A 14,710-nucleotide genomic window follows, 5' to 3' on the forward strand; every position below is an offset into this window, starting at 1 on the left:
CTGGGGGCAAATGCATGAAAAGCTCAGGCTTCGTTTGCGGCCGGGCTGGGCCAGATGGTCGACCAGATCGCTGTCGACTGTGGCGACCCGATCTGTCGCTTTGTGGGCAGTAGCCTAGCCGAGATGCGTGCCAAAGGGTTTCGGGGTGGACAAGGAAGCTGGTATCAGGGTATCCCCCATGTCGCAGCTAAGGCGAGCCACAGATAGTGACCATTTTGGTATGTCAGTATTGGGTTTGCGACCAGATGATGGCAGAACGCGTCAGCTCTGCCGCATTGCCCAGTTGTAGTTTGCGTTTAATGTTTTCGCGATGAGTTTCAATCGTTTTGACACTCAGATGCAAGACCTGCGCGATCTCGGCGGTGGATTGGCCGTCGCCGATCAGGCCGAACACTTGCAGTTCGCGATCACTAAGATTGTCCACAGAAAGCCCTGCGGGCTGCTGTCCAGGACCATTGCGCTTGAGCAAGCGCTCGACCATCGCCGGACTCAAAAACATGCGTCCCATCAAGGTGGCGCGAATCGCGTCTATAATATGAAGTGCCACCTCGCTTTTATGGACATAGCCAATGGCGCCGGCATGGAGCGCGCGCTCAGCAAAGAGTGCTTCATCGCGCATCGAACAGACCAACATTTTGAGGTTCGGGCAATGTGCTTTCAGCCGCTTGATCAGGTCGAGCCCGTCGCCGTCCGCCAGGGCCAGGTCGATGATGGCCATGTCTGGCGCCAGGGCCTGAATCAGCGCCATTGCTTCGCCGACGTTGCCGGCCTCGCCAACCACGATCAGCCCCTGTTCGCGCGCGAGAACTGCTTTCAGGCCCTCGCGCACCAGAGGATGATCATCCACAATCACCAGGGTTTTACAGTCCGATTCAGTATGCATTGATGGTCTGTGCGCAAGTGCAAGCCCATTGCCCAGGGGCTTGTTGCGAGTGGTTAGTGGGGCAGGAATAGTGGTTAGTGGGCAGAAAAAAGGTGTAGCGTGATCCCAGATATTCTTGCTGGGTTTGCATGAAAGCTAACAGTCTTTCGCCGATGACAACATCGGGGAATCCCCGATGCCAGATATGGGCGCGCTCAGTCATACTCTAAATCAGAGACCCGTCAGCGTCCCTGAATCCGTTTAGCGGGGCATGCTTTATTGCTGATGCCCGACTCGCCACGCAGGAGCAGGATCGTCATGCCATATTCCAAGCCGCTCGATCAAACCGCGTCGGATAGGCCAATGATTCCGCCGTCGGCCAGCCAAGTATTCGGTCGGGCATCCGCTCAGATTAGAGCCACGCTGCCGCGTCAGCGCTCTGCCGTTTCTTGTCGCTTGCGATCACGCGCTAACGCCAAGCTTGACCAGGCATTGCAGGAGGCCGTTTGGGTGCAGGCTGACTCAAGCTTGGATATTGCCTCGCTCGACATGATGCAGGAGGCGATTCACGCGGCGCGCTTTGATCAACATCAGACCGGCTGTGTCGTGATCGACATGAAAAACACGCGGCGGGTCTTTGACTCTGGCCTGGAATTACTGCTGTTTCTGTATCGAAAGGCCGGAAAACTGCGCGATAACCTGCATATCGTTAACGCTGGTGCTGGAGTGCGTAAGCGATTGAATGAAAAAGGCCTGGATGCCTGTTTTCATTTGCACATTTCCTCACTCAACTGACCAGTGAGAAGGTTAGAATCGCGCTTGATGCCCAAGTGACATCGGTTTTTGGCGCATTTTGGCTCAGGCGGCATTCCTGCCACCGTGACCCCCTGGCCGTCACCCGGCCCAGAACAAGCCGAAATATCAACGGGGTTGCGCACAACACGGAACACTCATTTGCTACAGCGATGATGATAGGAATATCCTGTGCGACACTTGAACAGTCAGACAAGCGTCGTTTTGGATATTCATGATACTAAGCCATCCGCTCGAGCGTGATTGGGACGCCATCGACACCGTGTTTCTTGACATGGACGGCACCCTGCTCGACCTGCATTTCGACAATCATTTCTGGCTTGAACATCTGCCCAGACGCTATGCCGAGGAGCGCGGCCTAGCGCCTGCGAAGGCGCGGGAGTTTCTGTTTGACCAGTATCGGGCCAAGCGTGGCACTCTGGCCTGGTATTGCATCGACCACTGGAGCGAGCTGCTTGGGCTGGATATCGCGCTGTTAAAGGCCGAGGTAGAGCATCTGATCGCCGTGCATCCGCGCGTGCCTGAGTTTTTGGAGGCCCTGGCGGCGCGCAGCAAGCGCCGGGTGTTGGTGACAAACGCTCATCCGCGCTCACTGGCGCTCAAGATGGAACGCACGCGCTTGGCCGGGCATTTCGAGCGGGTGATCAGCGCGCACGATCTCAAGCACCCCAAGGAGGCGGCGGCCTTCTGGAATGCCTTGCAGGAGGTCGAGCCTTTCGATCCCCTGCGCACGCTTTTTGTTGACGATAATCTGGACGTGCTGCGCGCGGCGGCAGACTATGGTTTTCGCTGGCTGTTGGCCATGTTACAGCCGGACTCCAAGTCGCCTCCGGCGCAGATTAGCGAGTTTCCCGCAGCGCTTGGGTTTGCGCCGCTGATTGCGGAACTCGCGGGTGCGTCGACCTCGCAGCAGGCGGCGGTTGCTTAGTCAGCCGGAGCTGAGTTCTCGCTAGGTTGGCCTTGATCTGTTTTTGGTTTGGACCCTCTACGTCGGCGCTTTTTCGGTTTATCGCCGCTTGCCTTTTCCTTGTCTTGGTCTCCCTTGGCATCATCGCTTTTGTGATGATGTTTTGGCTTGTGCTTGCGATCCTGCGAGCCTCTGCCGTCCCTGTCGCGCGTTTCGCGGCGCGGCGGGCGAACGCGGCTTGAGGGGGCGATCTCGGCGAACAGGTCGTTGCTGAGCGCTCCAACAGGGATTTTGGCGCCGATATAGTCCTCAATCTCTGGTAGGCAGAAGGCATAAGTCTCGCAGACAAAGCTAATGGCGTCGCCTTTGGCGCCGGCACGCGCGGTGCGGCCAATGCGGTGGACATAGTCCTCGGAGTCTTCTGGCAGGTCGTAGTTGATGACATGGCTGACATCGGGGATATGCAGCCCGCGCGCGGCCACGTCGGTGGCGACCAGCACCGGCGCTTGCCTTCCTGAAAATGGCGCAGCAGGCGCAGGCGCTGCTTCTGTGGGACATCGCCTGAGAGCACGGCGGACTCGATGCCATTGCCCTCCAGGTAACCCCACACCAGCTCGGCCTGGCGTTTGGTGTTGATGAAGACCATCACCCGGCCATCGTCGATACCGCGCAGCAGGCCGATTAGCAGGGGGATTTTCTCATCATTGCCGACCATGTAGCAGCACTGGGTGACCCGATCGGCGGTGACCTTATCGGGCCGGATTTCGACCATCTGCGGATCGTTCATGTGCTCGTAGGCCAGTTCGGTCACCCGATAGGACAGGGTGGCCGAAAACAGCATGCCGAGGCGTTGCTCGGGCGGCGGCATGCGGCGCAGAACGAAGCGGATGTCTTTGATGAAGCCGAGATCGAACATGCGATCAGCCTCGTCGAGAATGACCACCGAGATGGATTTGAGGTCGAACACCCGCTGCTTGAAGTAATCGATGAGTCGCCCAGGGGTGCCGATCAGGATATCCACGCCGGCGCCGATCTCATCGCGCTGCTGCTGGTAACCGGTGCCGCCGTAGGCCAGACCCAGGCGAAAGCCGGTATGCTTGGCAAGAACCAGTGCGTCTTTATGAATCTGCACCGCCAGCTCGCGAGTGGGGGCCAGAATCAGCACCCGGGGGCCGAGCGGCGGGTGTGCAGGATCAGGCGGATGGCGCAGCAGATGGTGCAGGGCGGCGACCAGATAGGCGGCGGTTTTGCCCGTGCCTGTCTGCGCCTGGCCAGCAACGTCGCGGCCCGCGAGGGCGATCGGCAGGGCCTGGGCCTGGATGGGAGTGCAGAAGTTAAAGCCGGCCTCGTTCAGACCGTCGAGAATGCGCGGGTCGAGTGCAAAGCTGTCGAACCGGGTTTCGGTAAGGTGGGTTTCAGACATGAAAAATTGTTATCGCTCCGATCATTTGCCGCCATTTGACGACAGGACTTGCAAAACTTGGTATCTTTGGCTGAAATAGCATCTTACCCGAGGGTCTGGTACAACGCGAGATCACCGGCTCAACCGGTTATCTCCTGCCCACCGTCGCCGATCCTGTCAGGCCTGCCAATACCGGCTCCCTTTGGCCCGCTAAGGGGCGACAGTAAAGCCAATTTCCCGACTCAGTTCGCAAACACCGACCCAGGTTCGGCCGCCGCATGGCACCGCCTTGCCGCCGGGTAACCGCCAGACTCGCGAGCGAACTGCAATCCCAAACCCACCAAGCTGATTCCCCAACGGAGACTGTACACTGTGAGCGATAAAATCCTCCATGTAACGGATGATACTTTTGAACAGGACGTTTTACAGTCCGCGACCCCCGTGTTGGTTGACTACTGGGCCAACTGGTGCGCACCCTGCAAAATGATCGCCCCCATCCTTGAGGAAATTGCCGAGGAATACGGCGAGCGCGTCAAGGTGGCCAAGGTAGATATCGATGAGAACCGCGCTGTCACCGAGCGGTTTAACGTGCGCGGCATTCCAACGCTGATTTTGTTCAAGAACGGCGAGGCCGAGGCGATTAAGGTCGGTGCCGTGTCCAAATCTCAGCTGACGGCCTTTATCGACAGTAATCTCTAGACACCCGCAGCGACCGTGCAACTCGCGACGCTTCCGGGCGCGTGTTGCGTCACCCGCTTGCGGCTCACTGACTGGCATTTTGCCCCAACCTCCGCTGTGGACCTGCGGTCGTCGTCCCCGACGCCCGTTCCTTCCTCCGCCCTCATCCCGCACCGCTTCGCCGACCTTGCCAGGGTCGCCCGGACGGCGGCATCTTCCATGCGGTTTTCGAGCACGTCTAATGAATCTCACTGAATTAAAGAAAATGCCCATCCCGGGCCTGGTCGAGCTGGCGCAGTCCATGGAGATCGAAGGGGTAGGGCGCTCGCGTAAACAGGATCTGATTTTTTCGATCCTGAAAGTCCAGGCGAAACGTGGGGAGGATATTTCCGGCGACGGCGTGCTGGAAATTCTCCAGGACGGTTTTGGCTTTTTGCGCTCAGCCGATGCGTCCTACCTTGCCGGGCCTGACGATATCTATGTCTCCCCGAGCCAGATCCGCCGCTTTGCGCTGCGCACCGGGGATACTATTTCGGGCAAGATCCGCCCCCCCAAGGAGGGCGAGCGTTACTTTGCGCTGCTCAAGGTCAGCGACATCAATTTCGACCGGCCGGAACTTGCCAAGAACAAAATTCTGTTCGAGAACTTCACGCCGCTCTTCCCGCAAAAGCGGCTCGGGCTCGAGATCGGCAACGGCAGCACCGAGGACATCACCGCGCGCATCATCGATCTGGTCGCACCCATCGGTCGCGGCCAGCGTGGTTTGATTGTCTCCCCGCCCAAAGCGGGTAAGACCATGATGTTGCAGAACATCGCCCAGTCCATCGGGCACAATCATCCGGATTGTTATCTCATCGTGCTGCTGATTGACGAGCGGCCAGAGGAAGTCACCGAAATGGCCCGCTCGGTGCGCGGCGAGGTGATTTCCTCCACCTTCGATGAGCCGGCCACGCGCCATGTGCAGGTCGCCGAGATGGTCATCGAGAAGGCCAAACGCCTGGTCGAGCACAACCGCGATGTGGTCATTTTGCTCGACTCCATTACCCGCTTGGCGCGCGCCTACAACACCGTGGTGCCATCCTCGGGCAAGGTGCTGACCGGTGGTGTGGATGCCAATGCGCTGCAGCGGCCCAAGCGCTTTTTTGGTGCTGCGCGTAATGTGGAGGAGGGCGGCAGCCTGACCATCCTCGCCACCGCCCTGGTCGACACCGGCTCGCGCATGGACGATGTGATCTACGAGGAGTTCAAGGGCACCGGCAACATGGAAATTCACCTTGACCGGCGCATCTCCGAGAAGCGCATCTTCCCGGCCATTCACATCAATCGCTCCGGTACCCGTCGCGAGGAACTGCTAATGGCCCAGGCCGAGCTGCAGAAGATGTGGATTCTGCGCAAGATCCTGCACCCGATGGACGAACTCGCAGCCATGGAGTTTCTAGTCGACAAGCTCAAGAATACCAAGACCAATGGCGAGTTCTTCGATTCCATGCGCGGCTAGGCTTCGGGCGCTAACGGGCCTGTGGCAGGCGCTGCTGCCATGACGCGCGTGAGTCCGCCTCCCGCTCGGCGTCTGGCGTCTGCGGTGCTGTCCGCGCTGCTGTTGGGTGCCGCAGTCTGGCTGGGTGTTGTGCTCATCTCCGATCTGCGCACCCTGCAAGAGGACAAGACCGCGCTGGCCGAGCTGCGCGATGTCAAATACGGGCTGTTCAATGCCGAACTCTGGGTGGAGCAGTTGGGCGATATTCTTGCCCGCAAAATCGACAGCTTTGAGGTTACCGAAGAGAGTCGCCCGGGCCTGAAGCTCGCTGTGGAGCAGATTATTGATCGGCTCTTGGTGGAGGTGGATGGCTACCTGCAACGGCGCAATCATTCAGGCAGCAACTGGATCGAGCGGGTGCAGGGTGGCCTGCAACAGCGGGTGCAGGACTGGCTGATCGACTTCGACAGCCTGCGCGCGCGGGTGCCCTATTATGCCGATCAGGTGCTGTTCGAGCTGGAGCAGCCGCACACCAAGGCCGAACTCAAAGGCTATCTGACTCGTGTGCTAAACCAGGCCACCGCGACCAGTCTGGCGCAGGTGGACTACAGCGCTTTCAATGCCATTCTCATGCGCTATGGCTGCGACACTGGCGTGGACTGTACCGAGCAACTGCAAGCCCGCATCGAGGCGGGTGAGCAGTGCAGCCGGCAGAATGCACTCCTGCTGCTCGGCCTGGTGCTGGCGCTGTTTTTGCTCAATCTGCTGTGGACCCGAACGGCCGGGCGGCTGCTGCCAGAGGTGTTAGGGCTGCTGACAGGCGCCGCGCTGGTGTTGCTCGCTATCGGCGTGCTCACGCCCATGCTGGAGATTGAAGCGCGCATCACCGAGCTGAGCTTTCTGTTGCTTGATCAGCCGGTGCGCTTCACCGACCAGGTGCTGTACTTTCAGAGCAAAAGCATCATGGACGTTGTGGTACTCCTGGCCCGCACTGGCGCTGCTGACATGCTGTTGGTGGCGGTGCTGATCACGCTTTTTAGTCTGGTGTTCCCAACGCTGAAAACTCTCGCAAGTCTGCTGTACTACCGCGCTCCAGTGGGCACAGAGGGCGGCGCCTGGCGGTCAATTGTGCGCTTCTTTGCCCTGCGCTCGGGCAAATGGTCGATGGCGGATGTGCTGGTGGTGGCTGTCTTTATGGCCTTTATTGGCTTTGACGGGCTGATCGACAGTCAACTCCTGACTCTGGCCGGCGGTCAAACTGCCCCGGCCAGCCTTGATGTGCTAACCACCAACGGCACGCGACTTTCGATTGGCTTTTTCATGTTTTTGAGCTTTGTGTTGGGCAGTCTCACCATCTCGACCCTGCTGGAAGCCGACCGCGCGCCGTCCAGTTCCAAGTTAAATCCGGAACCAAACCGGGCGCCAAACCCCGAGCGAACCCGGGAGCCGGGCGCATGAAAGCCATGATCCTGGCCGCCGGGCGCGGAAACCGCATGTGTCCGCTGACCGATACCACGCCCAAGCCGCTGCTACCGGTGGCCGGCAAACCCCTGATTCAGTATCAGATCGAGCGGCTCGTGCGCGCGGGATTTCGCGATCTGGTCATCAACCACGCCCACCTTGGCGTCCAGATCGAGCAGGCGCTTGGCGATGGCCAGCGTTTTGGCGCGCGTATTTGCTATTCGCCCGAGGGTGAGGGCAGAGCGCTCGAGACCGGCGGCGGAATTTTCAAAGCCCTGCCGCTGCTCGGCCCTGAGCCTTTCCTGGTCACCAATGGCGATATTTTTTCCAACATCGACTATAGCGCGCTGCGCCTCGCCGCTGGCGATCTGGTCACCCTGGTGCTGGTTGATAACCCGCCCCAGCATCCGCAAGGAGATTTCGTCCTTGGCGATCATGGCAAGCTGTTGAGCGAGGGCGAACGACGGCTGACCTTTGCTGGAGTCGGTCTCTATGACCCGGCGCTCTTTGCCAGCTGTCAGCCCGGCGCCTTCCCGCTCGCGCCCCTGCTCCGCCAGGCGATCAGTCAGGGGCGCGCCAGTGGTTACCATGACAAAGGGCAGTGGATGGACATAGGCACGCCCGAGCGTCTGGGGCAGCTTGAGAAAATCCTGAAATCCGATGTTTGAATGCCAGCCACAGCCTAGCGCGCGCTGACTAACCCCATGGGAAAAGAGATCACCGACAGCCGCTTTCAGTCGTCTGATTTCACCGAGTTTCAGCAGCGCCTGGAGCAGGAGACCGAGAGCCTTGCGCGTCTCTTTGCCGAGGATGGATTGGCTGTTGGCCCGCGAGAGGTGGGCGTTGAACTCGAAACCTACCTGATCGACCGCCATGGCGCGCCGGCGGATGCCATTGAGTCCGTGCTGGCCGCGCTTGATGATCCGCTGGTGGTGCCTGAACTGGCGCGCTTTAATCTGGAGCTCAACACCACGCCGCGCCGTCTCGAGGGCAATGCTTTCAGTCAGCTTGCCGCAGAACTCGATGCCCGTCTGGCCCGTTGTCGCCAGGCATCAGCGGCGGCCGGGGCGCGGGTGGTCGCCATCGGTATTCTGCCCACCCTGCGTCCTGATCACTTGGTGCTCGCGCGCATGACCGAGCGTCAGCGTTTCCAGGCGCTGAACGAGCAAATTTTTTCTTTGCGCCGCGACCGGCCAATCCGCATCGACATCAGCGGTGAGGAGCAAGTCCAGCTGTTGCAGCCCAATGTGATGCTGGAGGCTGCCGCGACGGCCTTTCAGATTCACCTCAAGATGACGGCGGCGGAATCGGCACGCTACTACAATGCCGCTAAAATTTTGTCCGCGCCCATGGTGGCGGTGGGGGCGAATTCGCCCCTGCTGTTCGGGCGCGAACTTTGGGCTGAAAGCCGTATTCCGCTGTTTGAGCAGGCGGTGTCTGTTGGTGGCCCGGCGCTGCGGGAACGTTTTGGCTTTGGTGTGCGTTATGCCAAGGGCTCGGTGATGGAATGTTTTCGCGCCAATGTCAGTCGCTACTCGGTGCTGCTGCCGGAGCTGAGCGATACCCCGCCCGAAGCCCTGGCGCATCTGTGTTTGCACAATGGTACCATCTGGCGCTGGAATCGCCCGCTGATCGGCTTTGAGCCCGATGGCAGGCCCCATTTGCGCCTGGAGCATCGGGTGCTGTCAGCCGGGCCGACGGTCGCCGACAATCTGGCCAATGCGGCATTCTTTATCGGCGCCTTGCACGGGCTTGCCATCGCCGAGCAACCAGCGGAGGAACGCCTGCGGTTCTGGCAGGCCAAGCGCAATTTCTATCGCGCCGCCCAGTATGGTCTCCAGGCGCGACTGGTCTGGCGCGACGGTGCTGAAGTTCCAGTCGCGCGGCTGATCGAGGACGAACTGGTCCCCTTAGCGCGCGAGGGTCTGACTCACCTTGGCATCGACCGCGATGAAATTCGCCACTGGCTCGACATTATTGCTGCGCGTGCCCGCCTTGGTCGCACCGGTTCGGCCTGGCAATGCGCTTGGGCCGCGCGTCACGGCACCCGCTGGGACGAGCTGACCCAAGCCTATTTGGCCAAACAGGAAAGCGGCCGTCCGGTGCACGAGTGGACGCTGGACTAATGGCGCCCCCAAAGCTGTCACTCATCGAGCTCAACCAGCTCCCTCCCGGTCTGCTCGATTGCGACAGCCAGTCGCTTGCGTCCATTCTCGGTGGCCCGGCCTTGATCCACCTCTCAGGTGAGCGCAAGCCAGCGCTTTTTGTCTCAGTGCTGATGCATGGCAATGAAAGCGTCGGCTGGGATGCCATGCGCCTGGTGTTGCGCGAGCGTCTTGGAAAAGACGGGGCAGGGCGGCTACCACGGGCGCTCAGTCTGTTCATCGGTAATCCAGCTGCGGCGGCAGTTGGTCTGCGCCACCTGCCAGAGCAGCCGGACTTTAACCGCGTCTGGCCCGGTAGCGAGCTTGCGCCGACGACACCGGAGCATGCCATCATGGCGCGCGTGGTCGAGCGGATGTCGGCGCGCGGCTGCTTTGCCAGCATCGATTTGCACAACAATACTGGCAACAACCCGCACTATGGCTGTCTCAATCGCATTGAGCCGCCTTTTTTGCAGCTTGCCGCGCTCTTTTCGCGTACTGTGGTGTATTTCATCCGCCCGCGCGGGGTGCAGTCCCAGGCCTTTGCCGAACTCTGCCCGGCGGTGACACTCGAATGCGGCAAAGCCGGCCAGCAGTATGGCATTGAGCATGCGCGCAATTACATTGACAGCTGTCTGGACTTGGACTCACTGAGCGACCAGCCGCCACCCGCGCAGGATATCGATCTTTTCCACACCGTGGCCCAGGTTAAGATCGCCACCGGACTGGAGTTCGGCTTTCCTCCCCGCGCGGCCGAGCTGCTGCTGTCGCCTGAACTGGAACAGTTTAACTTCCGCGAGCTTGCCGCCGGCACGCCCTTCGCTCGCTTGGATTCGGCCAAGGAGGCCGCGTTCGATGTGCGCGATGAAAACGGCCAGGATGTTGGCGCGCGCTTCTTTGAACTCAAGGAACGCGAACTGCGCCTGCGCATCCCTGCCATGCCCTCAATGCTTACCCGCGATGAGCGGGTCATTCGTCAGGACTGCCTGTGCTACCTGATGGAACGCTACAAGATCGGCGCTTGATCGTCTCGCTCGCCGCCGGCTTTGAAGCCAGCTTGAAGCCAGCTTGAATCGGGCGCAAAACCCGCATAATGGGCGCAAACAGATAAAGCCCAAACACTCAGGAAATCCGCTGTATGGAACCCGAGAGCAATCCTCTGACCGACCGCATTGATGCCCTGCATGCCGTGCTCGAGTCCGGCTCGGTCAAAAAAGCCCAGCGCATGCTTAATGCGCTGCATCCGGCCGAGATTGGCCATGTGATTGAGTCCCTGCCGCCGCCGCAGCGTCAGCTCCTGTGGGAGCTGCTTGACCCGAACATCGAGGGTGAAGCGCTGCTCTATCTGCACGACGATGTGCGCGACGACATCTTAAGCCGCATGAGCTCGGACCGCATTCTGGCTGCGGCCGAAAGCCTGGACTCCGACGACCTGGCCGCCCTGATCCGCGATCTGCCGAGCACCATCACTTGGGAGGTGCTAAACAGCCTGGACCAGCAACGTCGCGAGCGTCTGGAAATCTCCCTGGCTTATCCGGAGGATAGCGCCGGCGCTCTGGTCAACAGCGACACCGTCAGCGTGCGCCCGGAGGTGACGCTCGACGTGGTGATGCGCTTTCTACGCCGTTACAAAGACGGGCTGCCAAACCTGACCGACAATCTCATCGTCGTCAATCGGGCTGGCCGTTATCTCGGCGTTCTTTACTTGAGTGATCTGCTTACGCACGATCCCGACGAATCTGTCGCCGAGGCTATGACCCTGGATGTGCAGCCCATTCTCGCGACCACCAACGCCCGCGAGGTGGCCAGTCGTTTCGAGGCGCACGATCTGGTATCGGCCCCGGTCATCGACGATCAGGGGCAGGTGCTCGGGCGCATTACTGTCGATGACGTGATGGACCTGATCCGCGAGGAAGCCGAGCACCAGTTCATGGGGCAGGCGGGTTTGAGCGAGACCGAGGACATGTTCGCTCCGGTGTTGCTCAGCGCTCGCCGTCGCGCGCTCTGGCTGGGGGTGAATTTGCTCACGGCTTTTTTGGCTGCCTGGGTGATTGGCCGCTTCGAGGCCACCATTCAGCAGATCGTCGCCCTGGCGGTGCTGATGCCGGTGGTCGCCAGCATGGGCGGCATCGCCGGCACCCAGACACTCACGCTTGCCATCCGTGGCATCGCCATCGGCCAGCTCTCGGTGAAAAATATCCGATGGCTGCTCGGCAAGGAAATGGCCGTGGCACTGCTCAATAGCCTCATTTGGTCGCTGGTGGTGGCCGGAATTGCGTTTTTGTGGTTCGGCAGTCGCGACATCGCACTCATCATCGCGGTGGCCATCGCGCTAAACCTGCTCGTCGCCACCTTTACCGGTGCGCTCTTGCCGCTACTGCTGCGCCGCCTCGGCATCGACCCGGCGCTGGCTGGCGGTGTCATTCTCACCACGGTGACCGACGTGGTGGGCTTTATGGCGTTTCTTGGTCTGGCGACCCTGTTTTTGCTGTGAGCGCATCGGTATCCCAATTGCAAACTCGTTTTCGATTGTGGGCTGGGTGACGGACGCTTAAGACGCTTAAGTTTAGAAAGCAAGCAATGGACGCTGCCGTGTATTTCGAGACCATTGTCGGCGGATTTCGCGCGTAGTCTAGGTATTCTTACGCATAGGCATTTCTGCCAAGACCGCCTAGAGTCTTTCCGGGTTGCGTCGTGTCGCGGGCTGAAGTTCCATTACGAAGGCTCCAAATCCTAACGCTCATGGTCCCGATCACCCTGGATAATGAATCCCTGTGATTCACATGAGGGTTCCAGTCCTTCCTACTCCATTCAGACTTCAGCCTGAGTGCGTCGCTTCATCCTTTCGATCCTTTATTGATTCGGCCTCCCACCGGCTTCCCAGCGGAGGCGAATTCCCTACGATCCAAAAGGTAATGCTTATGTCTGTTGATCCATACCACAATGGCGGGCCGATGCTCGCAAAACCCGATGCTTTGCGCCATCGACTGACGGCCCCGCTTGCCGTCGCCCTGACCTTAAACTTTGCGCTGCCCTACGCGGCGGCGGCCCCGGATGCAGAATCCGCCAACCCGCGCGGCGCAACCACAGGCCCAACCTCGGCCAAGGGGTATGACTTTCCTGGGCATTTCATTCATCTCAAGGCCGAGAAGCCGGCCGACAACATGTATCCGGTCATCGCCCATCCGGAGCAAGAGAACGCCGCGCGCGAGAAGCTCGCCGAATTGGAGAAGAAAACCGGCAAGAAGCCCAATGTGCTGATCTTCCTGCTCGACGACGTGGGCTGGATGGATCCCGGCTTCAACGGCGGTGGCGTGGCCGTCGGTAATGCCACGCCCAACATGGATGAGCTGGCGCAAGACGGGTTGCTGCTGACCTCGGCCTACTCGACGCCGTCCTGCTCACCGAGTCGCGCGACCATTCACACCGGTCAGAATCCGCTGCATCACGGCATCCTGCGCCCGCCGATGTATGGCGAGCCGGGCGGCCTTGACGGTGCCATCACCTTGCCCAAGCTGCTCAAGAAACACGGCTATGTCACCCAGGGCGTTGGCAAGTGGCACATGGGTGAGAACAAGGGCTCGTTGCCACAGAATGTCGGCTATGACGACTATGTCGGCTTTCTGGGCGTCTCGGATATGTATACCGAATGGCGCGATCTCTATTTTAACCCCGAGGTCGCTCTCTCGCCGGCGCGCTTCAAGATGATGCAGGAGGATGGCTTTGACCACCACGAGGTCCATTGCACCGCCGATGACACCGAGCAATGCAAGGACGGCAAGCTGATCGACCTCGACTACATCAAAGACCTTGACACCCACTGGAAGGACGTCAGCCTAGCCTTTCTCGACAAAATGAAGGACAGCGACGAGCCGTTCTTCCTCTATCACGCCACCCGTGGTTGCCATTTCGACAACTATCCGCCCGATGAATACCTGGGCAAATCGGCCGCGCATACCGTCTATAGTGATTGCATCGTGCAGATGGATGATATCTTCGGGGCCTTGGTCGACAAGCTTGAAGAAACCGGCCAGCTTGAGAACACCTTGATCCTGCTCACCTCCGACAATGGGCCGGAATGTGAAATCCCGCCGCATGGTCGCACCCCATTCCGCGGCTGTAAGGGGTCGAGCTGGGAAGGCGGTGTGCGCGTGCCGACCTTCGCCTATTGGAAAGGCATGATCCCGTCACGTCGCTCCGATGGCCTGTTCGACTTTGCCGATATTCTGCCCACCGTGATGTCAATGACCGGCGTTTCCGGGGCCGACCTGGCTGGAGAGTTCTCCGACGTTACCTACATCGACGGCGTCGATCAGCTGCCCTTCCTGCTGGCCGATGATGGTCTGTCAAGCCGGCGCAGTCGTCCCTACACCATCAACCAGTACTTCGGTGGCATTCGGATCGATGAGTTCAAATTGGTCTGGACCGGGGAGATTGAGAACGGGGTGGTGCAAAAAGGCGATTTTGGCGGCTTCAGCGGTTCGGTCTTCACCGAAAGTGGCGGCGCTATTATGTTTAATCTCTACACTAACCCACAGGAAGACGTGAGCATCGGTGTTCGCCATATTCCAATGTACGTTCCGCTCGAGGGAGCGGCTGGCGCCTATATGGCCGACCTGATGAAGTATCCGCCGCAGTTCAAGATCGGCTTTATCAGCAACAACCCGCCGATGTATGACCTTGCGCCGAAAGAGCAAAAGGCCGTGCAGAAGATGCTTGATGAGCGAGGTATGGGGCGTCCAACCCCCTGATCCGCGTGTTTTGAACTGTCCCGGCGCATGACGCCGGGCAACCCATGACGCATGATCCTGGTCATCCCGGATCATGCGTCTTTATGTTTTGCGCGAAGTTTGCTAGAAGCTATTTCGCTCCATCGAACACTGTGCATGCGGCTAAGCCGCTTGGCTGTGCCTTGCATGCTTTCTCTATACAGCAGTACCTGATCGGCTTTCCCTGCGGGCGCACC

At 59.8% G+C, this 14,710-nt stretch carries 11 protein-coding genes and 1 pseudogene; 10 read left to right on the plus strand and 2 right to left on the minus strand.

Annotated elements, in window-relative coordinates; genetic code table 11:
• Positions 1–223: 223 nt before the first annotated feature.
• A complete protein-coding gene (locus tag Thiofri_RS09825; protein WP_009151227.1) occupies positions 224–883 on the minus strand; it encodes a response regulator in 660 nt (219 codons plus the stop codon).
• Positions 884–1,147: 264 nt separating this feature from the next.
• On the opposite strand from Thiofri_RS09825, the gene Thiofri_RS09830 reads away from it, so the two are divergent.
• Complete coding sequence (locus Thiofri_RS09830) at positions 1,148–1,657, plus strand: STAS domain-containing protein (protein ID WP_323706231.1); 510 nt, start codon at positions 1,148–1,150, stop codon at positions 1,655–1,657.
• A 232-nt stretch (positions 1,658–1,889) separates the two neighbouring features.
• Positions 1,890–2,603, plus strand: coding sequence for a GMP/IMP nucleotidase (gene yrfG, locus Thiofri_RS09835; RefSeq protein WP_009151229.1), 714 nt, complete (start codon positions 1,890–1,892; stop codon positions 2,601–2,603).
• On the opposite strand, the pseudogene Thiofri_RS24745 reads toward yrfG, so the two are convergent.
• Positions 2,600–4,005, minus strand: a pseudogene (locus Thiofri_RS24745) (DEAD/DEAH box helicase). The gene yrfG and the pseudogene Thiofri_RS24745 sit on opposite strands and share 4 nt — an antisense overlap.
• Before the next feature lie 351 nt (positions 4,006–4,356).
• Here Thiofri_RS24745 and trxA point away from each other — a divergent pair.
• The 8 genes from trxA (at position 4,357) to Thiofri_RS09885 (ending at position 14,495) form a co-directional block, all read left to right on the plus strand.
• A complete protein-coding gene (trxA, locus tag Thiofri_RS09850) occupies positions 4,357–4,683 on the plus strand; it encodes a thioredoxin TrxA (RefSeq protein WP_009151231.1) in 327 nt (108 codons plus the stop codon).
• Between the two features lie 220 nt (positions 4,684–4,903).
• Positions 4,904–6,160, plus strand: coding sequence for a transcription termination factor Rho (rho, locus tag Thiofri_RS09855; RefSeq protein WP_009151232.1), 1,257 nt, complete (start codon positions 4,904–4,906; stop codon positions 6,158–6,160).
• Positions 6,161–6,199: 39 nt separating this feature from the next.
• The gene (locus Thiofri_RS09860) at positions 6,200–7,597 is read left to right on the plus strand and encodes a paraquat-inducible protein A (RefSeq protein ID WP_009151233.1); all 1,398 of its coding nucleotides are present in this window, start codon (positions 6,200–6,202) and stop codon (positions 7,595–7,597) included.
• Entirely contained in the window at positions 7,594–8,268 is a 675-nt protein-coding gene (murU, locus tag Thiofri_RS09865; RefSeq protein ID WP_009151234.1) for an N-acetylmuramate alpha-1-phosphate uridylyltransferase MurU, read from the plus strand. Before Thiofri_RS09860 ends, murU begins: the two co-directional genes overlap by 4 nt.
• A 36-nt stretch (positions 8,269–8,304) precedes the next feature.
• Positions 8,305–9,726: a hypothetical protein gene (locus tag Thiofri_RS09870; protein WP_009151235.1), complete on the plus strand. Its 1,422-nt coding sequence runs from the start codon at positions 8,305–8,307 to the stop codon at positions 9,724–9,726.
• A complete protein-coding gene (locus tag Thiofri_RS09875; RefSeq protein WP_009151236.1) occupies positions 9,726–10,769 on the plus strand; it encodes a M14 family metallopeptidase in 1,044 nt (347 codons plus the stop codon). Before Thiofri_RS09870 ends, Thiofri_RS09875 begins: the two co-directional genes overlap by 1 nt.
• Positions 10,770–10,882: 113 nt before the next feature.
• Complete coding sequence (mgtE, locus tag Thiofri_RS09880) at positions 10,883–12,238, plus strand: magnesium transporter (protein ID WP_009151237.1); 1,356 nt, start codon at positions 10,883–10,885, stop codon at positions 12,236–12,238.
• Between the two features lie 460 nt (positions 12,239–12,698).
• The gene (locus Thiofri_RS09885) at positions 12,699–14,495 is read left to right on the plus strand and encodes a sulfatase-like hydrolase/transferase (protein WP_143742096.1); all 1,797 of its coding nucleotides are present in this window, start codon (positions 12,699–12,701) and stop codon (positions 14,493–14,495) included.
• The last annotated feature ends 215 nt before the right edge of the window (positions 14,496–14,710 follow it).

It is taken from the genome of Thiorhodovibrio frisius (assembly GCF_033954835.1).
Classification (GTDB): domain Bacteria; phylum Pseudomonadota; class Gammaproteobacteria; order Chromatiales; family Chromatiaceae; genus Thiorhodovibrio; species Thiorhodovibrio frisius.